Annotated in this window: 29 protein-coding genes; 14 read left to right on the top strand and 15 right to left on the bottom strand. The window is 61.8% G+C overall.

Annotation, left to right across the window (positions count from 1 at the left end):
- Positions 1-14: 14 nt before the first annotated feature.
- The 6 genes from lptB to ACUXUR_RS12905 form a co-directional block, all read right to left on the bottom strand.
- Positions 15-869, bottom strand: a complete 855-nt coding sequence (lptB, locus tag ACUXUR_RS12930; protein ID WP_445502756.1) for an LPS export ABC transporter ATP-binding protein — start codon at positions 867-869, stop codon at positions 15-17.
- Positions 870-908: 39 nt separating this feature from the next.
- Positions 909-1,517 carry an LptA/OstA family protein gene (locus ACUXUR_RS12925; protein ID WP_445502755.1) on the bottom strand — a complete coding sequence of 203 codons (609 nt, stop codon included), beginning with the start codon at positions 1,515-1,517 and terminating at the stop codon, positions 909-911.
- Positions 1,514-2,251 (bottom strand): LPS export ABC transporter periplasmic protein LptC, encoded by a 738-nt coding sequence (gene lptC, locus ACUXUR_RS12920; RefSeq protein ID WP_445502754.1) that lies wholly within the window; start codon positions 2,249-2,251, stop codon positions 1,514-1,516. Before lptC ends, ACUXUR_RS12925 begins: the two co-directional genes overlap by 4 nt.
- 105 nt (positions 2,252-2,356) lie before the next feature.
- Positions 2,357-2,971: a ribonuclease D gene (locus ACUXUR_RS12915; RefSeq protein ID WP_445502753.1), complete on the bottom strand. Its 615-nt coding sequence runs from the start codon at positions 2,969-2,971 to the stop codon at positions 2,357-2,359.
- Positions 2,972-3,089: 118 nt separating this feature from the next.
- Entirely contained in the window at positions 3,090-3,590 is a 501-nt protein-coding gene (locus tag ACUXUR_RS12910; RefSeq protein ID WP_445502752.1) for a hypothetical protein, read from the bottom strand.
- A gap of 202 nt (positions 3,591-3,792) precedes the next feature.
- Positions 3,793-4,185 (bottom strand): response regulator, encoded by a 393-nt coding sequence (locus ACUXUR_RS12905; protein WP_445502751.1) that lies wholly within the window; start codon positions 4,183-4,185, stop codon positions 3,793-3,795.
- Positions 4,186-4,583: 398 nt separating this feature from the next.
- Between ACUXUR_RS12905 and ACUXUR_RS12900 the strand changes: the two genes are divergently transcribed.
- Positions 4,584-5,135 carry a sigma-70 family RNA polymerase sigma factor gene (locus ACUXUR_RS12900; RefSeq protein WP_445502750.1) on the top strand — a complete coding sequence of 184 codons (552 nt, stop codon included), beginning with the start codon at positions 4,584-4,586 and terminating at the stop codon, positions 5,133-5,135.
- Between the two features lie 136 nt (positions 5,136-5,271).
- On the opposite strand, the gene ACUXUR_RS12895 is transcribed toward ACUXUR_RS12900, so the two are convergent.
- The 3 genes from ACUXUR_RS12895 to ACUXUR_RS12885 form a co-directional block, all read right to left on the bottom strand.
- Positions 5,272-5,646: a hypothetical protein gene (locus tag ACUXUR_RS12895; RefSeq protein WP_445502749.1), complete on the bottom strand. Its 375-nt coding sequence runs from the start codon at positions 5,644-5,646 to the stop codon at positions 5,272-5,274.
- A 75-nt stretch (positions 5,647-5,721) separates the two neighbouring features.
- Positions 5,722-6,246 (bottom strand): Hsp20/alpha crystallin family protein, encoded by a 525-nt coding sequence (locus tag ACUXUR_RS12890; RefSeq protein ID WP_445502748.1) that lies wholly within the window; start codon positions 6,244-6,246, stop codon positions 5,722-5,724.
- 75 nt (positions 6,247-6,321) lie between these two features.
- Positions 6,322-6,786: an Hsp20 family protein gene (locus tag ACUXUR_RS12885; RefSeq protein WP_445502747.1), complete on the bottom strand. Its 465-nt coding sequence runs from the start codon at positions 6,784-6,786 to the stop codon at positions 6,322-6,324.
- 81 nt (positions 6,787-6,867) lie between these two features.
- Here ACUXUR_RS12885 and ACUXUR_RS12880 point away from each other — a divergent pair, with 81 nt between their 5' ends.
- Positions 6,868-7,179 (top strand): hypothetical protein, encoded by a 312-nt coding sequence (locus ACUXUR_RS12880; protein ID WP_445502746.1) that lies wholly within the window; start codon positions 6,868-6,870, stop codon positions 7,177-7,179.
- On the opposite strand, the gene ACUXUR_RS12875 is transcribed toward ACUXUR_RS12880, so the two are convergent.
- On the bottom strand, positions 7,180-8,085 hold the full coding sequence (locus ACUXUR_RS12875) for a YihY/virulence factor BrkB family protein (protein ID WP_445502745.1): 906 nt from the start codon (positions 8,083-8,085) through the stop codon (positions 7,180-7,182).
- A 93-nt stretch (positions 8,086-8,178) separates the two neighbouring features.
- The gene (locus ACUXUR_RS12870; RefSeq protein WP_445502744.1) at positions 8,179-8,943 is read right to left on the bottom strand and encodes a HugZ family pyridoxamine 5'-phosphate oxidase; all 765 of its coding nucleotides are present in this window, start codon (positions 8,941-8,943) and stop codon (positions 8,179-8,181) included.
- A 182-nt stretch (positions 8,944-9,125) separates the two neighbouring features.
- Between ACUXUR_RS12870 and ACUXUR_RS12865 the strand changes: the two genes are divergently transcribed.
- From ACUXUR_RS12865 to ACUXUR_RS12810, 12 genes are all read left to right on the top strand, one after another.
- Positions 9,126-11,528, top strand: coding sequence for a heavy metal translocating P-type ATPase (locus tag ACUXUR_RS12865; protein ID WP_445502743.1), 2,403 nt, complete (start codon positions 9,126-9,128; stop codon positions 11,526-11,528).
- Positions 11,529-11,730: 202 nt separating this feature from the next.
- A complete protein-coding gene (locus ACUXUR_RS12860; RefSeq protein WP_445502742.1) occupies positions 11,731-12,345 on the top strand; it encodes a Spy/CpxP family protein refolding chaperone in 615 nt (204 codons plus the stop codon).
- 127 nt (positions 12,346-12,472) lie between these two features.
- Positions 12,473-12,730, top strand: a complete 258-nt coding sequence (locus ACUXUR_RS12855; RefSeq protein WP_445502741.1) for a heavy-metal-associated domain-containing protein — start codon at positions 12,473-12,475, stop codon at positions 12,728-12,730.
- A 99-nt stretch (positions 12,731-12,829) separates the two neighbouring features.
- Complete coding sequence (locus ACUXUR_RS12850) at positions 12,830-12,994, top strand: hypothetical protein (protein WP_445502740.1); 165 nt, start codon at positions 12,830-12,832, stop codon at positions 12,992-12,994.
- Between the two features lie 585 nt (positions 12,995-13,579).
- On the top strand, positions 13,580-13,900 hold the full coding sequence (locus ACUXUR_RS12845) for a hypothetical protein (protein ID WP_445502739.1): 321 nt from the start codon (positions 13,580-13,582) through the stop codon (positions 13,898-13,900).
- 78 nt (positions 13,901-13,978) lie between these two features.
- On the top strand, positions 13,979-14,269 hold the full coding sequence (locus ACUXUR_RS12840; protein ID WP_445502738.1) for a hypothetical protein: 291 nt from the start codon (positions 13,979-13,981) through the stop codon (positions 14,267-14,269).
- Positions 14,270-14,577: 308 nt separating this feature from the next.
- Positions 14,578-15,384, top strand: a complete 807-nt coding sequence (locus ACUXUR_RS12835) for a cytochrome c oxidase subunit II (protein WP_445502737.1) — start codon at positions 14,578-14,580, stop codon at positions 15,382-15,384.
- A gap of 60 nt (positions 15,385-15,444) precedes the next feature.
- Positions 15,445-17,223, top strand: a complete 1,779-nt coding sequence (gene ctaD / locus ACUXUR_RS12830; protein WP_445502736.1) for a cytochrome c oxidase subunit I — start codon at positions 15,445-15,447, stop codon at positions 17,221-17,223.
- The gene (locus tag ACUXUR_RS12825; RefSeq protein WP_445502735.1) at positions 17,216-17,920 is read left to right on the top strand and encodes a cytochrome c oxidase subunit 3; all 705 of its coding nucleotides are present in this window, start codon (positions 17,216-17,218) and stop codon (positions 17,918-17,920) included. The genes ctaD and ACUXUR_RS12825 overlap by 8 nt, the downstream gene beginning before the upstream one ends.
- Positions 17,921-17,934: 14 nt before the next feature.
- The gene (locus ACUXUR_RS12820; RefSeq protein WP_445502734.1) at positions 17,935-18,657 is read left to right on the top strand and encodes a heme-copper oxidase subunit III family protein; all 723 of its coding nucleotides are present in this window, start codon (positions 17,935-17,937) and stop codon (positions 18,655-18,657) included.
- Between the two features lie 10 nt (positions 18,658-18,667).
- Positions 18,668-19,015 carry a cytochrome C oxidase subunit IV family protein gene (locus ACUXUR_RS12815; protein ID WP_445502733.1) on the top strand — a complete coding sequence of 116 codons (348 nt, stop codon included), beginning with the start codon at positions 18,668-18,670 and terminating at the stop codon, positions 19,013-19,015.
- A 32-nt stretch (positions 19,016-19,047) separates the two neighbouring features.
- A complete protein-coding gene (locus ACUXUR_RS12810; RefSeq protein WP_445502732.1) occupies positions 19,048-19,293 on the top strand; it encodes a hypothetical protein in 246 nt (81 codons plus the stop codon).
- A 22-nt stretch (positions 19,294-19,315) separates the two neighbouring features.
- Here ACUXUR_RS12810 and ACUXUR_RS12805 read toward each other — a convergent pair whose 3' ends face one another.
- Genes ACUXUR_RS12805 through ACUXUR_RS12790 form a run of 4 tightly spaced genes read right to left on the bottom strand, consistent with a single transcriptional unit; the run spans position 19,316 to position 23,708 of the window.
- A complete protein-coding gene (locus tag ACUXUR_RS12805) occupies positions 19,316-20,302 on the bottom strand; it encodes a 2-hydroxyacid dehydrogenase (protein ID WP_445502731.1) in 987 nt (328 codons plus the stop codon).
- Between the two features lie 39 nt (positions 20,303-20,341).
- The gene (locus tag ACUXUR_RS12800) at positions 20,342-21,058 is read right to left on the bottom strand and encodes a ribonuclease activity regulator RraA (protein WP_445502730.1); all 717 of its coding nucleotides are present in this window, start codon (positions 21,056-21,058) and stop codon (positions 20,342-20,344) included.
- A 19-nt stretch (positions 21,059-21,077) separates the two neighbouring features.
- Entirely contained in the window at positions 21,078-22,814 is a 1,737-nt protein-coding gene (gene araD, locus ACUXUR_RS12795) for an L-arabinonate dehydratase (RefSeq protein WP_445502729.1), read from the bottom strand.
- A gap of 51 nt (positions 22,815-22,865) precedes the next feature.
- Positions 22,866-23,708, bottom strand: coding sequence for an ABC transporter permease (locus tag ACUXUR_RS12790; protein ID WP_445502780.1), 843 nt, complete (start codon positions 23,706-23,708; stop codon positions 22,866-22,868).
- Between the last annotated feature and the right edge of the window lies 1 nt (position 23,709).

Below are 23,709 nucleotides of genomic sequence, written 5' to 3'. Positions count from 1 at the left end.
CTTCCGTTTGAGTTTTAAAGACGGAAATCTTCGCCGAGGTAGAGACGACGCACATCCTCGTTGGCAACGATTTCGTCCGGCGCGCCTTCCGTGAGCACGCGTCCGGAATGGATGATGTAGGCGCGGTCGATGAGGCCCAGCGTCTCGCGCACGTTGTGGTCGGTAATGAGCACTCCGAGGCCGCGGCGGGTGAGGTGCCGCACGAGGTTCTGAATGTCTCCCACCGCAATGGGGTCGATGCCCGCGAAGGGTTCGTCGAGGAGCATGAAGGTGGGTTCGCCCGCAAGGGCGCGGGCGATCTCGCAGCGACGGCGCTCACCGCCCGAAAGTGCGATGGAGGGCGCCTTGCGCAGGCGCGTGATGTTGAACTCGTCGAGCAGCGCGTCGAGCTTGCGTTCTCTCTCCTTGCGGCTCGGCTCCACGATCTCGAGCACGGCGCGGATATTGTCCTCCACGCTCAGGCCGCGGAAGATCGAGGCTTCCTGCGGCAGGTAGCCGATGCCGAGGCGCGCGCGGCGATACATGGGCAGGCCCGTCACGTCATGGCCGTCGAGACTGATGACGCCGCGATCCGCCGAGACGAGGCCCGTGATCATGTAGAAGATCGTGGTCTTGCCCGCGCCGTTGGGACCGAGAAGACCGACCGCTTCGCCGGCGCGCACATTCAGGCCCGCATCCTGCACCACCGTGCGGCCACGGTAGCTCTTCTGCAGACCCTTGACGGCGAGAATGCCCGGACCGCCGAAGACGCCCGTATCGTCCACGCGGCCGAACACATGCGGCACAGGCCCCGCCGGATGGCGGCCTAAGGTCGTCGTGTCCGCCGGAGCGGATTGGGGACGGTTGAAAAGAGTCTTCACGGAATCCATCGCCAAAAAGGAAAGAGAGGGCTGGCTCAGCCCAGGAACTTACTGCTTGGGCTTGGCATTGCCGGCACCTGTCGGAGCCGGTGCCCCATTGCCGGGCACGAAGAGCGCCCGCACGCGGCCGCCGGGCTTGGTGTCTATGCTCGCCACGCCCGTATTGATGTCATAGACCACGCGCTCGCCCCGGGTCACGTTGGGGCCGTCGCTCAGAGCGGCGTTGCCGGTGAGCAGGATCCTGTTGGCGCCCCGGTCAAAGGTGGCATTGTCGCCGGTGGCCACCTGCGTCTTGGAGACGATCGTGACCGGGCCCTTGCACTCGATCTTCTTGATCGCGCTCTCGCTAGGCCCCTGCGCTGTCGCGGCAGCGGGCTGTGCGCCGCCTTCACGGTTCTGCTGCTCGTAAAACACGGTCATGGCCGTGCACTTCATGGTGCTCTCGCCCTGGACGGCCACCACCTCGCCGGAAAAGACCGCTCGCCCTTCCTTGTCGAACACGTCCAGCTTGTTGGCATCGATCTTGATCGGCTCCTTGCTGGACCCGAAATTGCCGAAGCCGACCGCCCGCTCCTTCGAGGCCTGAGCCCAGGCAGCGGATGTCGCTGCGGGAAGGAAAAGCGCGAGAACGAGCGCGTGACGTGCGAGACTCATCATGGACGAACACTTGTCGGTTGGGCCGCCTTGGCGGCATCGGGAGAAGAAGCAGGAGCGGACGGGTCGGAGCTGCCGCCGGGCAGGAAGGTGGTGCGCACGCGCCCCTTGAAGCTCATGACCTTGCCATTGTCGGTGACCCTGAGGCCCTGAGCCTCGATCTGGCCATTGTCGCCGAGAATCACGGTGACAGGCTCGTTGGACGTCACCAAGCCAGCCTTGAAGTCCACGAAGGCGGAACGCATCTGGACCTCCTGGCCTGCATCGGTCCTGACCCGGACGTTCTGCTGCAGGTTCATCTGCTCCTTCTGGGTATCCAGCACGCCGACATTGGCCTCAAGCCTGGCAGCGCTGCCTTTGTCATCCGTGACAACGCGGGCTCTGAGGTCCTTCAACTCGACGAAATTCGGCTTGCGCACATCCTGCGTTGCCGCGCTGGCTGTTACCTCATAAGGCCGGTTGTCGTTCTTGAACCCGGTGAGCTTCGGGGCTTCCATGGTGACGTTGGTGCCGTTGACGCCAATGGAGCCGAAGCTCAGGTTCTGGATCTTCTTGAAGGGCTCGAAATAGGCGAAGAAACCCACGACCGCGATCGACAGGACAGACCCTAGTGGAATCGCGACCTTGGCAAAGCGCACCCAGCGGGAATGGCGCCGGGCCTTCTTGAAGGCGCGCGTACGCGCAGCCGGCCGTGATGCCGGGCCACCCTGTATCGTGGTGCCCTGAAGTCCCGCCACGTTCAATCCAATCCCTTCCGTCTCACTGCGGTCTGGCGCCATGCCTAGCGGTGATGGCGATGTTATGACGGACATGGGTTTTATGCGGGAAAGTTTAAGCCTGCGTCAACTATGCGCAAAAATATCGGTCTCGGACCAGCCAAGAAGGTCGAGCTGCGCCCGGGTCGGCAGGAACGAAAAGCATTGATGGGCAATGCCGAGGCGGTTTTCCCGCTCCAGCCTCTGATCCAGTTTTTCCTTCAGGGCATGCAGGTACAGAACGTCCGAGGCGGCATAATCGAGCTGGGCCGGGGTCAGCGTCTCCGCACCCCAATCGGAGGATTGCTGCTGCTTGGAAATCTCCACCCCGATGAATTCCCGCACGAGGTCCTTGAGGCCGTGCCGGTCCGTATAGGTGCGCACCAGTCGTGAGGCCACCTTGGTGCAGTAGACGGGCCTCGGCATTACGGCGAAGGCATGGAAGAGTGCGGCGAGGTCGAAGCGGGCATAGTGAAAGATCTTGAGCACGCTTTCGTCGGCGAGCACGCGGATCAGGTTCTCCGGCCGGGGGCCGTCTTTGAGGATCTGCACCACATCGGCCGTGCCGTCGCCCTTGGAGATCTGCACCACGCAAAGCCGGTCCCGGTGCGGGTTGAGGCCGAGGGTCTCGGTATCGATCGCAATCGCGGAGCCGGGCTGATAATCCGCGGGCAGATCGCCGCGATGAAAGCGCGCTGTCATGGAAAGCAAGTCACCTGAATAGGACGTTATCTTGGCTTAACCCGTCTCGGAACAGGCTTCAACGATCAAGAAAAGCCCCGCCGGAGAGCGGGGCTTTTTTGATGATGGATGGTGCGCCTCAGTAGCAGACCTCAACCCGCCGCCGGACATAATGGCCGTAGCGGTTGATCACGCGCCTGCGCTCGATCACGCACCGAGGCCCATAATAGGCGGGCCTGTAATAGGCAGGCCCGTATCCGTAGTAGGGATTTGCCAAGGCTCCGAGGGTCAAGCCTCCGATAAGTCCCGCAACGACAGCGCCGCCTCCATAGCCGCGACGATAGTAATGGCGGTAGGGATACCGGTAGTAACCGTAGCGGGGACCGTAGTAGCCATAGCGGCGAGGATAGTAAGCGTGACGGTAGCCGTAGTAGCGAGGGCCGAAATAAGCGCGGCGATAACCACCGTAATAGCGATTACCGTAGTAGCGGTTGCCGTAATATTGAGCAGCACGGTGGCGAGGGCTTGAAAAATAGTAGTCCCGCTCGCCGGTCTGCGCCGAAACCGTGCTCGGCTGGATCGCTGCGGCACTGCCAAAGATCAAGACCGCAGCCAGCAGGGTTTTGAACGATGCACGCATGGCACCCTCCAGGATACACTTTGCGAGACAACAGCAGAATGTATCCTGATGTTCCGCTTTTACCCCATGCCCCGGATGCCAAGACGCCATTCAATGAAAAGGGTTCTCAGCCTGCGGCAGGCTGCGGCGCAGTGATTCATCTAGAAACGAGGGTGCTCCATGCAGCTTTCGGGGGCTCTCATAGTCCACAGAGGCTTTTCGGCTATCCGCCAAGACAAATTTCGGTTTCCAGCACTGGAGGGCAATGCGGTCGGGCCAAAAGCTCCTCGAGAGTGGCCGCCAAGGTTTCGCGGCTGATCGGTTTCTCGAGCCACGGCACATTCTGCAGCTCGGCAGGGCCATCTTTTCTCGGGGGTAGCCCCGAATAGACTGCGAAGGGGATGCCCCGGCTCTTCAGCTCACGGGCGATCTCCAGCGATGTGCCATCCTTGATCATGATATCGAGCAGAGCAATGTCAGGCGCATCGTTTTCAAGCCAGCGCAAGGCTTGCGCGTTGCTCATGAAGGGGCCTTCCACCGCAAACCCGGCCTCTTCAAGAGAGGCCTCAAGCGACATCCCGATCAAAGCCTGGTCTTCAACAATCATGCAGCGCATTTGAGGCATCGAATCTGCTTTCGTGTCACGTTGCTTTGGGCGAGGGGCCGAGATCGAGGAAAGGGAGAGTTCTGCTCAGGAAGAGCGAATCATCCCGCCTGTTTGCGTGAGAAATATGCTTCAATGCGACCTGCCTCTCATTCACTCATGTAAATCTTGGCTTTACGGGGAAATTTAAGTTTTCGGTGACCGTTACTTTCGTAAGGTCAGCCATGTCATATTAGGCACTAAGGGAATTTTTATTACCATTATCCATCTGGGCCTTGCCGGGCTCGATTAGTGGACACAAATTCCTAGCCCGCAATTCCTCTGGGAAAGCTGTCCAGCTTCACATAGGTTAATGCGCCAGCCACTCAGGAGAGGTCTGCTGTTGTGTTCAGGATTCTGAAGGGATGCAAATGGCGGCTGAAACACCCTTGAAAGAGCAGATGCTGACCGCCATCCCTCATCTGCGCGCCTTTGCCATCTCTCTTTGTGGCAATGTGGACCGTGCCGACGACCTGGTGCAGGGCGCTCTCCTGAAGGGCCTGAGCAATCTCGACAAATTTCAGCCCGGCACGAGCATGCAGGCTTGGCTCTTCACCATCCTGCGCAACGACTTTCTCACCCAAGCTCGCCGCAGCAAGCGCGAGGTCGAGGATCCTGAAGGCGCTTGGGCCGAGCGCGTGGCCGTGCTGCCTGAGCAGGGATCGCGGCTCGACTTCGATGACATGCTGAAGGCGCTCAGCCAGCTTCCTCTCGACCAGCGCGAGGCGCTTCTTCTCGTGACGGCAGAGGGTCTGACCTATGAGGATGCTGCGCGAATCTGCGGCACCAATATCGGCACCATCAAGAGCCGCATCAATCGTGCGCGCCGTCGCTTGGCCGAGCTCATGAACTTCGACGCTCACGATGACCTCGGCCCCGACCGTCTCGTCAAGGCCGCTCTCTTCATGCACATGTCGGCTTAAGGCGAAACGCTAGAGCATCGGACGGAAAAGTGGACTTGCACTTTGGGATTGACCCGATGCTCCCATTCTAGAGAGCGCGTCGTGCGGAAAGCCGGGTCCCCATTTCGCTGACGCGGCCCTCGGTTCCGCACGTGCTTTAGCCACGACAAAACGGCCTGTGCGCCCGGATCGAGGCGATAGCAGCACGATACTCGGCAGCGGCCTGAGGATCGACCCGCGAAAGAGCGGCAATCACCCCATCGATCTGCGATTTTGGTTTCAGCTCGGGCAAGACGCCGTTGGCCACGCGCTCGAGCATGATCTCGTCCCGCGCCCAGGAAATCAGGATCGCGCGCTTTTCTTGCCCTGAGAGCAAGGGATGAGTGACGACCTGGGCAGGATGTTGGAATGCGCTTCTCGGATCGGCCAAGGCGTCTGCGAGCGCCGGCATGGAAAGGCAGGATGAATTGTTCGGCAGGGAATGCGTGTTGTGTTGGATATGATCGACATCATGAGCAATCGTCTGATTCATCGGACATCTTCTCCCGTGAACGGAAGTGAGCGCCCGGAGAACCGGGCGCCCTGCCATTGCGATGCGGTTTGAGATTTAGTGCTTCGTCGAATCCGCGTTGGCGTTGACGGCGATACGCTTCACATTCGGCTTGGCTTCAGCCGATTTGGGCATCGTGACCGTGAGTACGCCATTTCTGAAGGAAGCGTCGATCTTGTCCTCCTCCACGTCCCAGGCGAGCGGGATGCGGCGTTCGAAGCGACCGTAATAGCGCTCGCTGAAGGCGCGGTCCTTGTCCTCGATCTCGGATTTCTTCTCGCCGCGGATGGTGAGGACGCCGTCGCCCATCAGCACCTCGACGTCCTTGTCCTCCATGCCCGGCAACTCGGCCGAGACGCGCACGTCCTTGTCGGTTTCAATGACTTCCACATGCGGCCAGCCGCCCATGCGTCCCGCGCCACTGAACGAGCCGAATGGGGCGATCTCGAAATTGCGGAAGGCATCGTCAAAGAGCCGGTTCATCTCGCGATGAAGGGTCATGAAGGGATCGCCCTCCTCGCGGAAGCGGCTTGGGGTCATTTGGCTTTGGCGGCCCCAGGGGATCAAATCGCGCATGTTCATCGCTCAATCCTCCTTGTCTGCACAGGATTGGTGTGGTGCCGGTTCCCAACCGGCACCACGTCCGTCATTCATGCCTTAAGCGGCCTTGCTGTGTTCGATCTGCTGCGGCTGGGACTTAGCCGTCGTGATCTCGATCCGGCGCGGTTTCAGGGCCTCGGGCACCTCGCGCTTCAGGTCGACCGTCAGCAGGCCATTCTCGAGGCTTGCACCAGTGACCTTGACGTGGTCGGCAAGGTTGAAGGTCTGCTTGAAGGCGCGGGTCGCGATGCCGCGATGCAGATATTGCTTGCCTTCCTCCGAGCCCTTCCTCTGGCCCGAAACGACAAGCTGATTCTCTTTCTGCGTGATCTCGATCTCATCTGTCGAGAAGCCGGCAATCGCCATGGTAATGACGTACTGGTCCTCGCCCGCCTTCTCGATATTGTAGGGCGGCCAGTTCGTCATGGTGTCGATCTGCGAGGATTGATCGAGCAGATCGAACAGACGGTCGAAGCCGACCGTCGAGCGGTAGAGAGGAGAAAAGTCGAAAGCCGATCTCATAGCTACATCCTCCATATGAGCAACGTAACCATAAGGGCACCGGACACCTCCCGGCGCCCGTACGACCAAGCCTGAAAGGCCTTGGCAATCATGATGTTAGGTATTGCCTCTGGGATTTTCAAGAGGGCGCGGCAGACGTTTTTCAATCACGCGATTGCCATCGAAACGGACTGGCCACACCGCTCCCGCACCGCTAGCATCATGGCATCGATGAAGGAAGGACAGATGATGCTGCGCACAATCGCCCTCACCGTTTTGACGATCCTCTCCGCTCCGTCGTCAGCCATGCAGCTATCGGACGAAACCATCCTCGCCCAACAGCAGCAACAGCCGCCGCAACAGACCCCGAAGCGCGATTGCGAGAGGAATCGGGATGAGGGCGTCAGCGCCTGATCAGAGCTGAGGAGCGGAAGCAGGTTCCGTCGCCAGCGCCGGCAGGATCTGCTCACCCTTCATTGGCCTGCGCCGGCGCAGAGCGGCATTGAGTTCGGCGCCAAAGATGAAGATCGCGGAGGAGATCTGCAGGAAGATCAGCGCCGTAAGAATTCCGGCCAGCCCCGCATAGGTGGACTTGATATGGGCGACATTGGCCAGGAACTCGCCATAGAGCGTCGCCCCCGCAAGCCAGAGGACGAGCGTCGCCACGACGCCGGGAAGAACGTCCCTCAAGCTCGGGCGCGTATCCGGCAACCAGAGATGCGTAGCCGCCAGCCCGACGACGAGCACGATGGAAGCCAGCGCGTAGCGCACGAGATCGTAGGTAAGGCGTAACGATTTCAGATCCGTCATGTACGACACCGTGGTGCGCCAGATCGAGGGCCACAGCACCACGAGAACGGACGCCGCCACCAGCGCGCCCGCCCCCATCGCCACGAAGCCGATGCCGATGAGCCGCGCCTGCCACCAGGGCCTGAACCGCGCGACGCCGTAGGCGCGGCAGAGCGCAATGCGCAGGCTCTCGACGCCGTTCGTCGCAACGAGCAGCGTGATGATAACGGAGATGGTCAGCACATTGCGCTTCGGGATGAGAACCTTGCCGGCCTCGCTCGCCAGCGGACCCGCCACGCCTTCGGGCCAGAAATCGAAGAGCAGGTGGACGATGTGCGTGGAAATGCGCCCTGCGCCGAGAAAGGCCGCCAAAGCCGCCACGCAGATGAGAAACGGAAAGAGTGCGATGACGAGGGAAAGAGCCACATGGCTCGCCATGGCCAAGCCGTCGTTGCGGGCGAAGCTCACCCCGGCATCGGCAATGGCCGCGAGGATGGAGCGAGGGCGGGCAGGAAGGACGGCAAAGGGCATCGGGGCAAACGCTGGGATGGATCGGTCGACCGGGCCAGAGGTTTTGCGCGACCCTAATCTCTTGATGCTATCCGAGCTTGTCCATGGCAAGGCCTAAGATGCCTCAGCCGTTTTGCCCCGTGCTTCCCGGACGAGTTCCACGAGCCTCGGGCGCAGCTCCTCAGGGCCTTTCAGCGGCTGCGGGAAGGTGAGGCGCAGCAATTCATCGCCAAGCGCCAGCTGCAATCCTTCCGGATCGATGCCGATCAGCCGCCACGCCCCCTCCCGCGCCCCGCACAGCTTCGTTGCATAGAGCGCCACCGCCTCGGCATGGTCCTCGTTCATGTGCTCGACGGCTCCTGCCTCCAGCTCGGCAAAGCCGGGGAAGGTGGAGAGATCGGCGAGCAGATCCCCGGCAGCCATGCGATAGGCGCGGCCGAAGCCGCCGTTGAGGCTGCCTGAGGAGACGTTCAGTCGCCAGAATGCAAAATCGGGAAAGTCCACGTACAGAGCAGCCTTGGGGTGCTGCAGCAGGTAGCGCCGGCGCACGGCTTGAGCCTTGTCCGATCCGGGCTCCAGCCGCTCGGCTCGCGCCAGCAGGGTGAGACGGGGATGGGCGAGGGGATCGCCCTTGCCGATGGCGGAGAGCAGCAGCGAGCAGCGCGGGTCCATGCTGAGCAGGCGGGTATGGATCGAGAGCTGAGAGGTGAGGATCACGGGCGAGCCGTCAAGATCGGTACCGACCGCCACGAGGCTGGCGAAGGGCATGCCGTTCTCGGCTCCGTTCGTCGCCAGCGCCCCCGAGCGGGCAGTGCGCATCAGCGTCTTGGCGAGATGCCGTGCCTCGTCATCCACCGGCAAGGTCGGGTCTTTCGTCATGAATACGAACCTCTTCTCAGCACAGCCCTTATCCTTACACGCTCTCCATGGGTCACGCGACCATCAGGCAAGAGGCGCGTTTAAGGCTGCTCAAGCCTTCCTCATCCGAGACATGGGCTTGACCTTGCCACCATGGGAAGGTGGAGCATTCATTTCCTGCAAGAGTAAGGGCGAGGTCCGCCATGGCCGACAACCACACTGGCGACCCTCATCTCCGTGAGGGACAGGGGGGTCATCAAGCGCATTATGATCATGGTCATGAGCATCATCATCCGGACACCGCCGTAGATGCCGGGAAGATCAAGGACCCCGTCTGCGGAATGATGATCGACCCGCACGCGACACCGTACCGGACGCATTATCAGGGCAAGCCCTATTACTTCTGCTCCTCCGGCTGTCAGGCGAAGTTCCAGGCGGAACCTGCCAAATATGTCGAGCCGAAACCCGCCATGAAGGCGGAAGCCGTTCCCGAGGGCACGATCTATACCTGCCCGATGCATCCGCAGATCCGCCAGGTGGGGCCGGGTTCCTGCCCGATCTGCGGCATGGCGCTCGAACCCGTGCTGGCGACGGCGGAGACGGGACCCAGCCACGAACTCGTCGACATGAAGCGCCGCTTCTGGATCGGGCTTCTGCTCACGATTCCGGTTTTTGCCCTGGAGATGGGCAGCCATCTCATCGGGCTCGATCATCTCGTGCCGCGCGGGTCGTCCAACTGGATCCAGATGGTGCTCGCGACCCCGGTCGTCCTCTGGGCCGGCTGGCCCTTCTTCGTGCGCGGCTGGCAGTCGCTCGTGAACCGCAGTCTCAACATGTTCACGCTGATCGCGATGGGCACAGGCGTGGCCTGGCTCTACAGCATGATCGCAACATTCGCGCCCGAGATCTTCCCGGCGGCGTTCCGGGGGCATGACGGCTCCGTCGCGGTTTACTTCGAAGCCGCCTCCGTCATCACTGTGCTCGTGCTGCTGGGCCAAGTTCTGGAGCTGCGCGCCCGCGAGAGCACGAGCGGGGCGATCCGCGCCCTGCTCGATCTGGCGCCCAAGACGGCCCGCAAGATCCTGCCCGACGGCACCGAGCAGGAGGTGCAGCTCGATACCGTACAGGTCGGCGACCGCCTGCGCGTGCGTCCCGGCGAGAAGGTGCCTGTCGATGGCGCTGTGCTTGAGGGCCGCAGTGCGGTGGATGAGGCGATGGTCACCGGCGAGTCGATGCCCGTCACCAAGGAGGTGGGCGCGAAGGTGATCGGCGGCACGATGAACCAGTCGGGTGCGCTCGTGATCGAGGCGCAAAAGGTCGGGCGCGACACCATGCTGTCGCAGATCGTGCAGCTCGTGGCGGAAGCCCAGCGCAGTCGCGCGCCGATCCAGCGCCTGGCCGATCAGGTCTCCGGCTATTTCGTGCCGGCGGTGATCGGCGTGGCAGTGCTCGCCTTCATCGCCTGGGCGGTCTGGGGGCCCGAGCCGCGCTTCTCCTACGGTCTCGTGGCCGCCGTGGCCGTTCTGATCATTGCCTGTCCCTGTGCGCTCGGCCTCGCCACGCCGATGTCGATCATGGTCGGCGTCGGGCGCGGCGCTCAAGGAGGCGTGCTGATCAAGAACGCGGAAGCGCTCGAGCACATGGAGAAGATCGACTCGCTGGTCGTCGACAAGACGGGAACGCTGACCGAGGGCAAACCGGCCGTCACCGCTGTCGTGCCTGCACCGGGCTTCACGGAAGCGGACGTGCTGCGCCTGTCCGCGAGCGTGGAACGGGCGAGCGAGCACCCGCTGGCGGCGGCCATCGTGGCGGCGGCCGAGAGGCAGAACATCGCAACCGTTCCGGTCACCGACTTCGACTCTCCAACCGGCAAGGGCGCGCTGGGCACGGTGGAGGGCAAGCGCATCGTGCTCGGCAACAAGGCCTTCCTGGCCGAGCACGGCATTGACGTCTCTCCCCTGGCGCGGCAGGCCGACATGTTGCGCGAGGATGGCGCGACGGCGATCTTCGCCGGGATCGACGGACGCGTGGCCGGCGCCATTGCCATTGCCGATCCGGTGAAGGCCTCGACGCCCAAGGCGCTCGCCGGCCTCAAGGCTGAGGGCGTGCGCGTCGTGATGCTCACCGGCGACAACTGGACGACGGCGCGGGCCGTCGCTAAGCGCCTCGGCATCGAGGAGGTGGAAGCCGAAGTCCTGCCCGATCAGAAGAGCGCCGTGGTGGACAAGTTCAAGCGCGCGGGCCGGATCGTCGCCATGGCGGGCGACGGCGTGAACGACGCGCCTGCTCTTGCGGCGGCGGATGTCGGCATTGCCATGGGCACCGGCACCGATGTTGCGATGGAAAGCGCGGGCATGACCCTGCTGAAAGGTGACTTGACCGGGATCGTACGGGCGCGGCGGCTTTCGGCGGCAACCATGCGCAACATCCGCCAGAACCTGTTCTTCGCCTTCATCTACAACGCGCTCGGCGTACCTGTCGCGGCAGGGGTGCTCTATCCGATCTTCGGCATCCTGCTCTCGCCGATCATTGCAGCCGCCGCCATGGCCCTGTCATCGGTGAGCGTAATCGGCAACGCCATCCGCCTGCGCACCGTGAAGCTTTAACGTCCAGCAGGCCGGTATCCTTCGTTGCCGACCCTGCTCCAAAGAGCAACGCTGTCCATGAAACGGAAAACGTCTTCGCCGGTTGTTCAATCTCAGTGCACCCTGTGAAACCGGAGGGCCGCGTCAGCGAAAAATGGATCCGGTTTTTCCGCGCCAAACGATGAGACGCTCTAGCGGACCTCGTGCACCAAGGAGAATTGCCATGAAGATCTCTGCTCTCGCTGCGGCCCTGATCGCTTTCTCCGCTCCGGCGCTGGCTCAGACATCCCCGGCTCAACCAGGATCTCAGATGCCCATGGGCCAGATGATGCAGACCATGCCTCAGTCCCGCATGGACATGATGCACGGCCCCATGATGGGCGGGCCCGGCGGAGGCATGATGGGCCGCTTTTCGGCCGAGGATATGAGCGCCTTCGCCGACGCCCATATTGCGGCTCTCCGGGCCGGGCTGAGGCTTTCCGCCGAGCAGGAGAAGCTATGGCCTCCCGTTGAAGATGCATTGAGAAGTCTCGCCCGCCTTCACATAGCTCATATGCAGGTCATGCGGCAGAACCGGGACATGATGAGAATGGACCCTGTCGGCACGCTTCGCGCCATGGCCGACCACATGAGCCAGGGAGCCGATGCCATGCGAAAGCTGGCCGATGCGGCTGCTCCGCTCTATGCGACGCTGGATGAGGCTCAGAAGCGGCGGCTCCATATTCTCGTTCGATTAATGCCGCGAGCCATGATGGGTCGAGGGATGATGGGACCCGGCCGCCGGGCCATGATGCGTGACTGGGACGATGACGACGATGATGATCAGGACAATCGCTGATCCGGAAAATCCGATCTCATCCAGCATGCCCGTGGAACGATTTTAGCAACCTGCCTATGACACGCTTGACCTTGTCATGATGGGAGGGTGCATCGTCTGCTCATCGATACCCATCGGAGTTCGTCTCATGTGCGGATGCAGCATTCATCAGTCCCAAAACAGCAAAGCCGTCGAGCATGATTCCAATGCCTTGGCTCTCAAGGTGAAGGACATGACCTGCGGCCATTGCGTCAGCGCCATCACCAAAGCGATCGAAGGCGGCCTGCCAGGAACCAAAGTCGAGGCGGATCCGGCCTCGAAAATCGTTCTCGTTCGCGGCATCGCCGACCTCGCGGCGATCAACGCCCTCGTCATCGAGGCTGGCTACACCCCGAGCGCTGCCTGAACCACCCATGCTGTGCCCTCGAGCTGGGCGGAGCGTGGCTTGCGCTCCATCCATCCGCTCACGTGAAAACATTTCGGGATGAGAAGAGCATCGGGAATCATGGCGGAACGCAGGAAGCGAGGGTCGAAGGGGCCGCTCATCATCGGCGGCGGCGAGGACAAGGAAGGCGGTCGCACCATCCTCCGCGAGGGAGCCAAGCGCCGCCCCGCCGAAGTGCCGGACGTCACGAAAAGTCATGCCATCGAGATGCAGACGATAGGGTGATGCAGAAATTCACCCCCCGCTTTTTTAAAGCCAAGTTTTACCCAAGTGAATGAGGGATCGGCTCTCCAGCTATAAAAGGGTCGGTGGATGGTGATTGCATGTCATCATGCCTCCCTGGGAGCTCTGCCGGCTGTCTCCTCCGGCAGGGCTCTTTTGTCCTCAAGCCCTGGAGATCCGAGGAATGACCTCTCCCTGTTGCATGATCGTCGAAGACCAAGCACTGATTGGAATGTCTCTCGAAGCCTTCCTGGAGGAGGCCGGGTTTGCCGCGGCAGGCCCCTTTCTGTCCTGCGCCGATGCCCTCCGATGGCGAGAGCACAACACGCCTTATGTGGCTGTGCTTGATATATCGCTTCGGGATGGGACATCCTGTCTCTTGCGCACGCATTGAAGGAGCGCAACACACCTTTCGCCGTTGACTTAGGCCTTCCCCACACCAAAAGCATGCCAGCAGAATTGCAGGATGTGCCTTGGCTTGAAAAGCCGGCTCCTCGCGAGGAGCTGACCGAGACCATTGCGCGTTTAGAAATAGCTGATGCTGAATGACGGCTGCCGGACCAGGCACAAGGACAGAGGGTAACAATCATGTTTACTCTTGAGATCGGCGGCAAAGCCATTGCCGTCGTCGACGCAGACGAAGCTCGCGCACGTGCTGTTTTTGAAAGCGATGTTTTCAAGCAGGATCTGACGGTGATGACCAGTCAGGGGACCCCGCTGTGGGATGGAGCGACGCAGCTGAACATTCGCCCGGCTTCGCAGCAGGAGCGTGCAGCCTCCGAGACGTTGGGCCCGGATCCCGATGAATTCGATGATGAGGAAGACGACGGCCTGTTTGTCGTCTTCCTCGTGCCTATCGACCATGATCACGAAGAAGTGTCAGGAGTTCCGCCGGAACTTCAGAGTTGAAGCCGCCCCTTCAGGGAACAGCAGGAAATCGCGCTTGTTTTCCTGCATCGCTCAGAATAGACACCAGGAAGCAGCAGTATGAGACGCGTTCTTGCGTCCTTTTTCTTTGCCAGCCTGTCGGCGGGCGCCATGGCGCAATCGTCAGCCACGACCCTGGCGATGACCTGCCGGCAAGCCAGACAGATCGTCGCGTCGCAGGGTGCAGTGGTGCTGCGGACCGGCCCCACGACCTATGACCGTTATGTTCGCGACTCCAGTTTCTGCGGGCGCTCCTTGACTGCCGACCCGGCATGGGTCAGGACCGCTGACACAGCGCAATGCCCCGTTGGAGGTATCTGTCGCTCGATCGAGATCGACAACGGGCAGTAAGCTCTCCGGGCGCTCATCCGCGGGGCGACTCCGTCACCAGCAGGCCTGCATCCGGCGTGTCCCGGCTCTGCTACGCTCAGCCTCTCGTTGACCAACTCAGCCGTTAGGTATAGCTTTGAGCGACCTTAACAGGTCGTCTTCATCGTCTTGGGCGCGTGAAGGTTTTTCCTGGGAAGCGCAGTGTTGTGCGCGTCGTCGCGTAGTGCCGACTAAAGCGATTTCGACTTTTTCTTGAGAGATTGCTTTAGCCGAGAAGTTATCGCCTTCTGTTTCATGCCAGCAGCCTCTTAAGGCAAGGGTGAACGGGGATGGCTGTAGCGCTTATACTGGTTCTAATCACCGTCGGCTCGGTGGTTTTCCATCTTGTGAGCCCCTGGTGGTGGACGCCCATTGCCTCGAACTGGGGCTATATCGATTCCACGATCGTCATCACCTTCTGGATCACGGGCGCGGTCTTCGTCGCGGTCGTTTTCTTCATGGCCTATTGCGTCTACCGCTTCCGGCATCAGCCGGGCCGGCAGGCTCATTATGAACCGGAAAGCAAGCGCCTGGAGCTATGGCTGACCGTCATTACAGGTGTCGGCGTCGCGGCCATGCTGATGCCGGGCCTGTTTGTCTGGCGGCAATTCATCACCGTTCCCGAGGACGCCACCGATATCGAGATTCTCGGTCAGCAATGGCAATGGGCCTTCAGGCTGCCAGGCCCGGATGGCAAGCTCGGCATGAGCGACACGCGCCTCGTCAGTCCCGACAATCCATTAGGCATCAGCCGCGATGACCCGAAGGGGCAGGACGACGTGATCATCGAGGGCGGCGAGCTGCGGCTGCCCGTGGACAAACCCGTCAAGGCACTGCTGCGCTCCGTCGACGTCATCCATAATTTCTACGTGCCCGAAATGCGGGCCAAGATGGATCTGCTGCCGGGCCAGGTCTCCTATATCTGGTTCACGCCGACGAGGACCGGAACCTTCGAAATCCTATGCGCGGAACTCTGCGGCGTCGGACATCCGCAGATGCGGGGGACGGTCGTCGTCCAGGAGCAGAAAGACTACCAGGCATGGCTTGAGGGACAGGCGTCGCGGAGTTTCGCGCGTCTTGCGCCTGCAGCCCAATAAACGAACCGTCGGACAGCGACGGGCAAAGGGGCAGAGGAAACGGTCAGGGAGAGGATCCTGATGGTTGATGTTCCACTCGGTCACATCGGGCCGGCACACGCGGCCGATGTCGACGATGTCGAGCTCTATCACCCGCATAGCTGGGTCACGAAATACGTCTTCAGTCAGGACGCGAAGATCATCGCCATCCAATATTCCGCCACGGCTCTGACGGTTGGCCTCATCGCCCTTGTGCTGTCGTGGCTGATGCGCCTGCAACTCGGCTTCCCGGGCGTCTTCTCCTTCATCGACGCCAACGCCTATTACCAGTTCATCACCATGCACGGCATGATGATGGTGGTCTATGTGCTGACCGCCCTCTTCCTCGGCGGCTTCGGCAATTACCTCATCCCCCTGATGGTCGGGGCGCGCGACATGGTGTTTCCCTATGTCAACATGGTGAGCTTCTGGGTCTATCTGCTCGCCGTGCTGATCCTGGTCGCGAGCTTCTTCGCGCCGGGTGGCCCCACGGGCGCAGGCTGGACGCTCTATCCGCCTCAAGCCATCCTCTCGGGCACGCCGGGAGGACAGGACTGGGGCATCATCCTGATGCTCGTCTCGCTGATCGTCTTCATCATCGGCTTCACGATGGGCGGCTTGAACTATGTGGTGACCGTGCTGCAGGCGCGAGCGCGCGGCATGACCCTGATGCGCATGCCCCTGACGGTCTGGGGAATCTTCACCGCGAGCTTCATGGCGCTCCTTGCCTTCCCGGCCCTTTTCGTCGGTGCCGTGATGATGCTGTTCGACAGAGCGCTCGGCACCAGCTTCTTCATGCCGGCCATTGTCGAGATGGGCCAGCCCCTGGATCGCAGCGGCGGGAGCCCGATCCTCTTCCAGCACCTGTTCTGGTTCTTCGGCCATCCGGAGGTCTACATCGTCGCGCTTCCCGCCTTCGGCATCGTCTCCGACCTGATCAGCACCCATGCACGGCGCAACATCTTCGGCTATCGCATGATGGTCTGGGCGCTTCTGGCGATCGGCGCACTCAGCTTCATCGTCTGGGCGCACCACATGTATGTGAGCGGCATGAACCCTTACTTCGGGTTCTTCTTCGCCACGACGACGCTCATCATCGCCATCCCGACGGCGATCAAGGTGTATAACTGGATTTTGACCCTCTGGCGCGGGGACATCCACCTCACCGTCCCCATGCTGTTTGCGCTCGCCTTCATCGTCACCTTCGTGAATGGAGGGCTTACGGGCCTTTTCCTCGGCAATGTCGTCGTGGATGTTCCGCTCTCGGACACGATGTTCGTGGTCGCCCACTTCCACATGGTCATGGGCGTCGCGCCGATCCTCGTGATCTTCGGCGCGATCTATCACTGGTATCCGAAGATCACGGGGCGCATGCTGAACGATCCGCTCGGAAAGCTCCATTTCTGGGTCACGTTTCTTGGTGCCTACGCGATCTTCTTTCCCATGCATTACCTCGGTCTGATGGGCGTTCCGCGCCGGTACTACGAAATTGGAGAGATGAGCTTCGTTCCGCCCTCGGCCCATACGCTCAATGCCTTCATCACCATCGTGGCGCTGATCGTCGGCGCGGTTCAGCTTGTCTTCGTCTTCAATCTGTTCTGGAGCCTGCGCTACGGAAGACCCTCCGGCGGAAATCCCTGGAAGGCGACGACGCTCGAATGGCAAACGCCCGAAACACCGCCTCCGCACGGCAATTGGGGCGCGAGGCCGCCGGTGGTCTACCGCTGGGCCTACGATTACAGCGTGCCGGGCGCGGCCGAGGACTTCGTGCCGCAGAACCAGCCGAGCGCACAACCAGCATCAGGAACGATCCATGGGTAGCATCCTCGTCTTCCTGACTGCGCTGCTCATCATCGCCACATGGTGGCTCTCGCGGCAGGGCCTGATGTCGAAGCCCTGGCTCGAACAAGGCGCTGCCATCGACTGGCGCCCGACCAGACAAACTCCTTCATCGACCGCGAAGGTCGGCCTGGGCGTCTTTCTGGCCGTGGTCGGCTCACTCTTCGCTCTCTTCATCAGCGCCTATGCGATCCGGATGCAGATGCCGGATTGGCGTGCGCTGCCGCTTCCGCAGATCCTGTGGCTGAATACGGGAATGCTGGTCTTGAGCAGCATCGCATTGCATGGAGCCCGAAAAGCGGCCCGCCGCGGAGAGGACGTTGAACTGAGGCTCGGCCTTCTCGCGGCCGGCGTGACGGCCCTGGCCTTCCTGTCCGGTCAGCTTCTGGCCTGGCGGCAACTGACGGCCGATGGCTATCTCCTGGCGTCCAACTCGGCCAACGCGTTCTTCTACGTGCTGACGGGAATCCATGGCCTGCATCTCTTGGGAGGCCTGATAGCCTTGGGAAGAACCATCGCAAGAGCGTGGCGAGGCATCGCGCCGGAGCGCCTGCAGCTCAGCGTGGAGCTGTGCGCCACCTACTGGCACTTCCTGCTTTTCGTCTGGCTGGTTCTTTTGAGCATCCTGACCGGCTGGGCCGGGAATGTGATCGATATCTGCCGACAGTTGCTGGTGTGAGAGGAGCTCTGGTCATGACGGAGCACACGTTTTCCAACTTCGAAACAGCCCATACCGACAGCTCCGGCCTGCGCAGCATCGCCACCGATTTCTCCTCCGACAGGAGCGTGTTCAAGAACGTGTCCTGGGGCAAGGCGATGATGTGGATCTTTCTGCTGAGCGACACCTTCGTCTTCAGCAGCTTTCTCATCTCCTACATGACGGCGCGAATGTCCACGACGATACCGTGGCCCAACCCCAGCGAGGTCTTCGCGCTCACCATCGGCGGCACGACGCTGCCGCTGATCCTGATCGCCATCATGACCTTTGTGCTCATCAGCAGCAGCGGAACCATGGCGATGGCGGTGAATTGCGCCTATCGCCGCGACCGCAGGAAGACCGCAGCCCTGATGCTCCTGACGGCACTCCTAGGCGCCACCTTCGTCGGCATGCAGGCTTTCGAGTGGACCAAGCTGATTCATGAGGGCGTGCGGCCCTGGACCAATCCGTGGGGCGCGGCTCAGTTCGGCTCCACCTTCTTCATGATCACGGGCTTTCACGGCACGCACGTGACTTTCGGCGTGATCTTCCTTCTCATCATCGCCAGAAAAGTCTGGCGTGGCGATTTCGATCATGAGCGAAAGGGCTTCTTCACCAGCCGGAAGGGCAACTACGAGGCCGTCGAGATCATGGGTCTCTACTGGCACTTCGTCGATCTGGTGTGGGTCTTCATCTTCGCCTTTTTCTATCTCTGGTAAGGGGCCGGTCATGGCACAGGCAGCGGCACATTCTTCCACCCACGCGCACGGACAGCAGCATCCGATCAAGCTCTACCTCGTGGTCTGGGCGTGGCTGTTCATCCTGAGCACATGCTCGTATCTGGTCGATTACTTCCAGCTCGAAGGTTTCCTGCGATATTCCCTCATCCTCCTGTTCATGGTGCTCAAGGCAGGTCTCATCGTCGCCGTGTTCATGCACATGGCGTGGGAACGTCTGGCGCTCGTCTATGCCATCCTGGTGCCGATGGGCGCCGTGCTGGTTTTCGTCGGCATCATGGTGCTGGAAGCAGACCACACGCTTTTCTCGCGCATCTCGTTCTTTGTACCCGGTCTGTGAGCTTTGGATGAGAGAAGAGCAGGGAGAGTTCCATGGAAGCGGGCTTTCTCCTCACCTGGATCGGCGCATTGCTCGTCATCATCGGTGTGCTCTACGGAGCCGCTCGAGCTCTTTGGCCAGGACGACTGAGCGACGCAAAACCAGGCGGAAGGACCGGGACGAAGGCGAGTCTGGAGCCGAGACAGAGCCCGCAAGCATTCAGCTTCAAGACGCATTGGCCCGCCTTCGTCATGATCCTCATCGGCGGCATTCTCATCCTGACGGAGACCGCATTCTGACCATCGAGGCTCGGCCGAGATTTTACGCCATTGATCCCAGCATGATCTCGTTCTGTACCGGACGCCCGTCGAAGAAGGCTTCGATGTTGGACAAAACGGAATCCATCTTGCCCACGAACGAATCCCAGGTTCCTGCCGCGATATGAGGCGTCAGAACCGTGTTGGGCAGCATGGCGAGCGGGTGATCGGCCCGCATCGGTTCCGTTTCGAACACGTCGACGCCGGCGGCGCCGGGCCGACCCGCTTTCAAAGCCTCCACAAGAGCCGCCTCATTCACGATCCCGCCGCGTGCGGTGTTGATGAGGATGGAGTTCGGCTTCATCAGAGCGAGCTCGTCGCGTCCGATGAGGTTGCGCGTTTCCGCGGTGAGCGGAAGATGGAGAGTGACGATATCGGCCTCACGCAGAATATGCTCCAGGGATGCCGGCTCGAGCCCGAGGGCCGCTTCGCGCTCCGGCGGCAGGCGCACGTTCGGATCGGAATAGAGCCCGCGGGTCTGGAACCCTCTGAAACGCTCAGCCGCGGCCTGGCCGATGCGGCCCATGCCGACATATCCCACCGTTTTGCCGGCAAGCTCGATGGAGACCGGGCGCAGGCTGTTGGCGTGCCACTGCCCGCGCCGCAGTTCCGGATCCGCGAATGTCAGCCGTCTTGCGGCGGCAAGGGCCAGCATCACGGCATGCTCGGCAACGCCGATGGTGCCGGCAGTGCTCACTGCAAGGCGGATGCCTCGCTGGACCAGAGCCGGCACATCGACCGTGTCGTGATAGCCGACACCCTGGTGCTGGACGAAGCGCAACCGGGGAGCAGCCGCGATGGTTCTGCGCGTCAGCGGCGTTGCGGCGGCAATGATCGCTTCGCAGTCCCGGACCTTGGCGATCCGCTCCTCGTCGTCGTCCTTCTCCAGGAGCACCAGCTCCAGGGATGGGGATTTCAGTCGCTGCATCAACGCGTAGATCTCGGGCGTACCGAGGCTGTTGTAGAAGACTTTGACGGCTGAAGACGCCATGATCGCGTGCCCCTGGAACGATAAATTGAACGACGCCGATCAGCGCCTGTTGGCTTCGCGCCATGCGGCGAAATCGGTGAGCGTCTGCGGATCCGTCGCAGGATAGAGGCCGAGAATCGAGCGGCCTTTCAGCACCTCCTCCTGAACGAAATCCTCGAACGCCGTCATCTCGACGGCTTCGTTCGCGATCTCGTCGGAAAGATGCGCCGGGATCACCACCACGCCCTCGCCGTCGCCGACCACCACGTCCCCCGGCCAGACCGGCACGTCGCCGCAGCCGATCGGCACATTGATGTCGAGCGCCTGATGATGGGTGAGGTTGGTGGGAGCCGAAGGTCGGTTGTGATAGGCCGGGATATCGAGCCGTGCGATCTCCGGCGAGTCGCGGAAGCCGCCATCGGTGACAACGCCCGCCACGCCGCGTTTCATGAGGCGCGAGACCAGGATGCCGCCGGCCGACGCCGCACGCGCATCCTTGCGGCTGTCGATGACCATCACGGCGCCGGGAGGGCATTCCTCGACGGCCTTCCGCTGCGGGTGAGCACGATCCTGAAACACGCTGATCGGGTTCAGATCCTCGCGCGCCGGGATGTAGCGCAGGGTGAAGGCCTCGCCCACCATGTTGCCGAGGTTTGGGTTGAGCGGTCGCACGTCCTGGATGAACTGGTTGCGCAGGCCGCGCTTGTAGAGGGCCGTGCAGAGCGTCGCGGTGCTGACGGTTTTGAGCTTCTCGCGGGTTTCGGGGTGAAGTGCCATGATGGTTGTCTCCAATCGTCTAAAAGATGGCGGGCTCGCCCACGGGCGCGCCGAAGCTCGTTTCCAGGAAGTCGAAGTCGCAGCCCTCATGGGCCTGCTTGATGTGGCGCGTGAACATCCAGCCATAGCCGCGCTCATAGCGGGGCTCCGGCCTTACCCAGGCGGCGCGACGGCGCTCCAGTTCCTCGGCGGGCACGTCGAGATTGATCGTACGCGCAGCCACATCGAGCGAGATCATGTCGCCGTTCCGCACCAGGGCCAAAGGTCCGCCCACATAAGCCTCCGGCGCCACATGCAGGATGCACGCGCCGTAGCTCGTGCCGCTCATGCGTGCATCCGACAGGCGTACCATATCGCGCACGCCCTGCTTCACGAGCTTCTTGGGGATCGGCAGCATGCCCCATTCCGGCATGCCCGGTCCGCCTTGGGGACCCGCATTGCGGAGGATGAGGACGTGATCGGCCGTGACAACCAGGTTCTCGTCCTCGATGGCGGCTTTCATCGACGGGTAATCGTCGAACACCAACGCCGGACCCGTATGCTTCAGGAAGCGCGGATCGCAGGCGCTCGGCTTGATCACGCAGCCGTCGGGCGCGAGATTGCCTTTCAGTACCGCCAGCGCACCCTCGGCATAGATTGGGTTGTCGACGGTCCGGATGACATCGTCATTGTAGACTTCCGCCTGCGCAATGTTCTCGCCCAATGTCCGGCCGTTCACGGTGAGAACGTCGAGATGGAGATGATCCCTGATGCGGATCATCAGGGCAGGCAGGCCACCCGCATAGAAGAAATCCTCCATCAGGTACTTGTCGCCGCTCGGACGGATATTTGCGATGACGGGGACCTTGCGGCTCGCGGCCTCGAAATCGCCAAGCCCGATATCCTGTCCGGCACGACGCGCCTGCGCGATGAGGTGGATGATGGCATTGGTGGAGCAGCCCATGGCCATCGCGACCGCGATGCCGTTCAGGAATGCGTCACGGGTCTGGACCTTGTTCGGCGTCAGATCCTCCCACACCATCTCGACGATGCGGCGACCGCATTCGGCGCTCATGCGAATATGGTTGGCATCCGCGGCCGGAATGGAGGATGCCCCCGGCAGCGTCATGCCGATGGCTTCCGCAATCGCCATCATCGTGCTGGCGGTCCCCATGGTCATGCAGGTGCCATAGCTGCGGGCGATGCCGGCCTCCATGTTGAGCCAATCCGCATCGGAGATGTTTCCGGCACGGCGCTCGTCCCAGTATTTCCAGGCGTCGGAGCCGGAGCCCAGGATCTTGCCCTTCCAGTTGCCGCGCAGCATCGGGCCGGCCGGCAGATAGATGGCTGGCAGGCCGGCGCTCGTGGCTCCGAGCAGGAGGGCGGGCGTGGTCTTGTCGCAGCCGCCCATGAGCACCACGCCGTCCACGGGATGGGAACGCAGCAGCTCCTCAACATCCATGGCGAGCAGGTTGCGGTAGAGCATGGTGGTCGGCTTCACATATTGCTCCGCCAGAGAGATGCCGGGCAGCTCGATGGGGAACCCGCCGGCCTGCAGCACGCCACGCTTGACGTCGTCGACGCGCTGCTTGAAATGCGCGTGGCAGGGGTTGATGTCGGACCAGGTGTTGAGGATCGCGATGACGGGACGTCCGGCCCAATCCTCGGGGGCATAGCCCATCTGCATCATGCGGGAGCGGTGGCCGAAGCCGCGCAGATCGTCGGGCGCGAACCAGCGTGCGCTGCGCAGCGCATCAGGTGTCTTCTTGGGCGACATGAGTGATACCTATTGAATGGATCGGGTCGGATGGAAGAGCCAAGCGACAGCTCAGCTCTGGAGCCCCCATTTCCGAATGGTCTTGCGCTCGACCGTCCTGAAGATCAGGTTCTCAACGACGAGACCGATGATGATGACAGTGAGCAATCCGGCGAAGACCGACGGGATGTCGAGCAGGTTGCGGTTCTCGAAGATGAACCAGCCGAGACCGCCCTGTCCCGACGACACGCCGAAGACGAGCTCCGCCGCAATCAGGGTGCGCCAGGCAAAGGCCCAGCCGATCTTCAATCCGGTGAGGATCGACGGGAAGGCTGCCGGCACCAGGATCTTGAACACGTAGGACAGACCTTTCAGTCCGTAGTTGCGCCCGACCATGCGCAAGGTCTGCGACACGCCGAGGAAGCCCGAATGGGTGTTGAGAGCCACGGCCCAGAGAACGGAGTGGATGAGAACGAAGACGAGGCTGCCGTTGCCGAGGCCGAACCAGATCAGCGCGAGCGGCAGAAGCGCGATGGCCGGCAGCGGGTTGAACATGGCCGTCATCGTCTCGAGGAAGTCCGTGCCGATGCGCGTGTTGATGGCAAGGATCGTCAGAATCGACGCGATGGCAACACCCGAGGCGTAGCCCATCAGCAGGACTTTCAGCGATGTCCAGGCACGCAGCGGAATCGTCCCGTCCGCAACCCGGTCGACCATGGTCGACAGGGTGTCGAGAAGGGTCGGGAAGAGGAGCGGGTTGTCGAGATAACGTCCGTAGATTTCCCAGATGATCCCGAGAAGAATGATGATCACCGTCTTGCGGACGAAGCCGTTTCCCCATGCGAGCTCCAAGGTGCTGAGCTTACGCTCCACCTCGCTCGTCGAAGTCTGCGCCGATGTGGTCTCGGCGCGCATC

The sequence above is a fragment of the Microvirga medicaginis genome (genome assembly GCF_052658925.1).
The sequence above is the reverse complement of the archived record's forward strand: the minus strand, read 5'-3'. Positions and strand labels throughout refer to the sequence as shown.

Excerpts from the sequence above, each read along its gene's own strand:
- lptB (WP_445502756.1), bottom strand. The coding sequence starts at position 869 with ATGGATTCCGTGAAGACTCTTTTCAACCGTCCCCAATCCGCTCCGGCG.
- ACUXUR_RS12925 (WP_445502755.1), bottom strand. The coding sequence starts at position 1,517 with ATGATGAGTCTCGCACGTCACGCGCTCGTTCTCGCGCTTTTCCTTCCC.
- ACUXUR_RS12915 (WP_445502753.1), bottom strand. The coding sequence starts at position 2,971 with ATGACAGCGCGCTTTCATCGCGGCGATCTGCCCGCGGATTATCAGCCC.
- ACUXUR_RS12910 (WP_445502752.1), bottom strand. The coding sequence starts at position 3,590 with ATGCGTGCATCGTTCAAAACCCTGCTGGCTGCGGTCTTGATCTTTGGC.
- ACUXUR_RS12905 (WP_445502751.1), bottom strand. The coding sequence starts at position 4,185 with ATGCGCTGCATGATTGTTGAAGACCAGGCTTTGATCGGGATGTCGCTT.
- ACUXUR_RS12900 (WP_445502750.1), top strand. The coding sequence starts at position 4,584 with ATGGCGGCTGAAACACCCTTGAAAGAGCAGATGCTGACCGCCATCCCT.
- ACUXUR_RS12895 (WP_445502749.1), bottom strand. The coding sequence starts at position 5,646 with ATGAATCAGACGATTGCTCATGATGTCGATCATATCCAACACAACACG.
- ACUXUR_RS12890 (WP_445502748.1), bottom strand. The coding sequence starts at position 6,246 with ATGAACATGCGCGATTTGATCCCCTGGGGCCGCCAAAGCCAAATGACC.
- ACUXUR_RS12885 (WP_445502747.1), bottom strand. The coding sequence starts at position 6,786 with ATGAGATCGGCTTTCGACTTTTCTCCTCTCTACCGCTCGACGGTCGGC.
- ACUXUR_RS12875 (WP_445502745.1), bottom strand. The coding sequence starts at position 8,085 with ATGCCCTTTGCCGTCCTTCCTGCCCGCCCTCGCTCCATCCTCGCGGCC.
- ACUXUR_RS12870 (WP_445502744.1), bottom strand. The coding sequence starts at position 8,943 with ATGACGAAAGACCCGACCTTGCCGGTGGATGACGAGGCACGGCATCTC.
- ACUXUR_RS12865 (WP_445502743.1), top strand. The coding sequence starts at position 9,126 with ATGGCCGACAACCACACTGGCGACCCTCATCTCCGTGAGGGACAGGGG.
- ACUXUR_RS12860 (WP_445502742.1), top strand. The coding sequence starts at position 11,731 with ATGAAGATCTCTGCTCTCGCTGCGGCCCTGATCGCTTTCTCCGCTCCG.
- ACUXUR_RS12855 (WP_445502741.1), top strand. The coding sequence starts at position 12,473 with ATGTGCGGATGCAGCATTCATCAGTCCCAAAACAGCAAAGCCGTCGAG.
- ACUXUR_RS12850 (WP_445502740.1), top strand. The coding sequence starts at position 12,830 with ATGGCGGAACGCAGGAAGCGAGGGTCGAAGGGGCCGCTCATCATCGGC.
- ACUXUR_RS12845 (WP_445502739.1), top strand. The coding sequence starts at position 13,580 with ATGTTTACTCTTGAGATCGGCGGCAAAGCCATTGCCGTCGTCGACGCA.
- ACUXUR_RS12840 (WP_445502738.1), top strand. The coding sequence starts at position 13,979 with ATGAGACGCGTTCTTGCGTCCTTTTTCTTTGCCAGCCTGTCGGCGGGC.
- ACUXUR_RS12835 (WP_445502737.1), top strand. The coding sequence starts at position 14,578 with ATGGCTGTAGCGCTTATACTGGTTCTAATCACCGTCGGCTCGGTGGTT.
- ctaD (WP_445502736.1), top strand. The coding sequence starts at position 15,445 with ATGGTTGATGTTCCACTCGGTCACATCGGGCCGGCACACGCGGCCGAT.
- ACUXUR_RS12825 (WP_445502735.1), top strand. The coding sequence starts at position 17,216 with ATGGGTAGCATCCTCGTCTTCCTGACTGCGCTGCTCATCATCGCCACA.
- ACUXUR_RS12820 (WP_445502734.1), top strand. The coding sequence starts at position 17,935 with ATGACGGAGCACACGTTTTCCAACTTCGAAACAGCCCATACCGACAGC.
- ACUXUR_RS12815 (WP_445502733.1), top strand. The coding sequence starts at position 18,668 with ATGGCACAGGCAGCGGCACATTCTTCCACCCACGCGCACGGACAGCAG.
- ACUXUR_RS12810 (WP_445502732.1), top strand. The coding sequence starts at position 19,048 with ATGGAAGCGGGCTTTCTCCTCACCTGGATCGGCGCATTGCTCGTCATC.
- ACUXUR_RS12805 (WP_445502731.1), bottom strand. The coding sequence starts at position 20,302 with ATGGCGTCTTCAGCCGTCAAAGTCTTCTACAACAGCCTCGGTACGCCC.
- ACUXUR_RS12800 (WP_445502730.1), bottom strand. The coding sequence starts at position 21,058 with ATGGCACTTCACCCCGAAACCCGCGAGAAGCTCAAAACCGTCAGCACC.
- araD (WP_445502729.1), bottom strand. The coding sequence starts at position 22,814 with ATGTCGCCCAAGAAGACACCTGATGCGCTGCGCAGCGCACGCTGGTTC.
- ACUXUR_RS12790 (WP_445502780.1), bottom strand. The coding sequence starts at position 23,708 with ATGCGCGCCGAGACCACATCGGCGCAGACTTCGACGAGCGAGGTGGAG.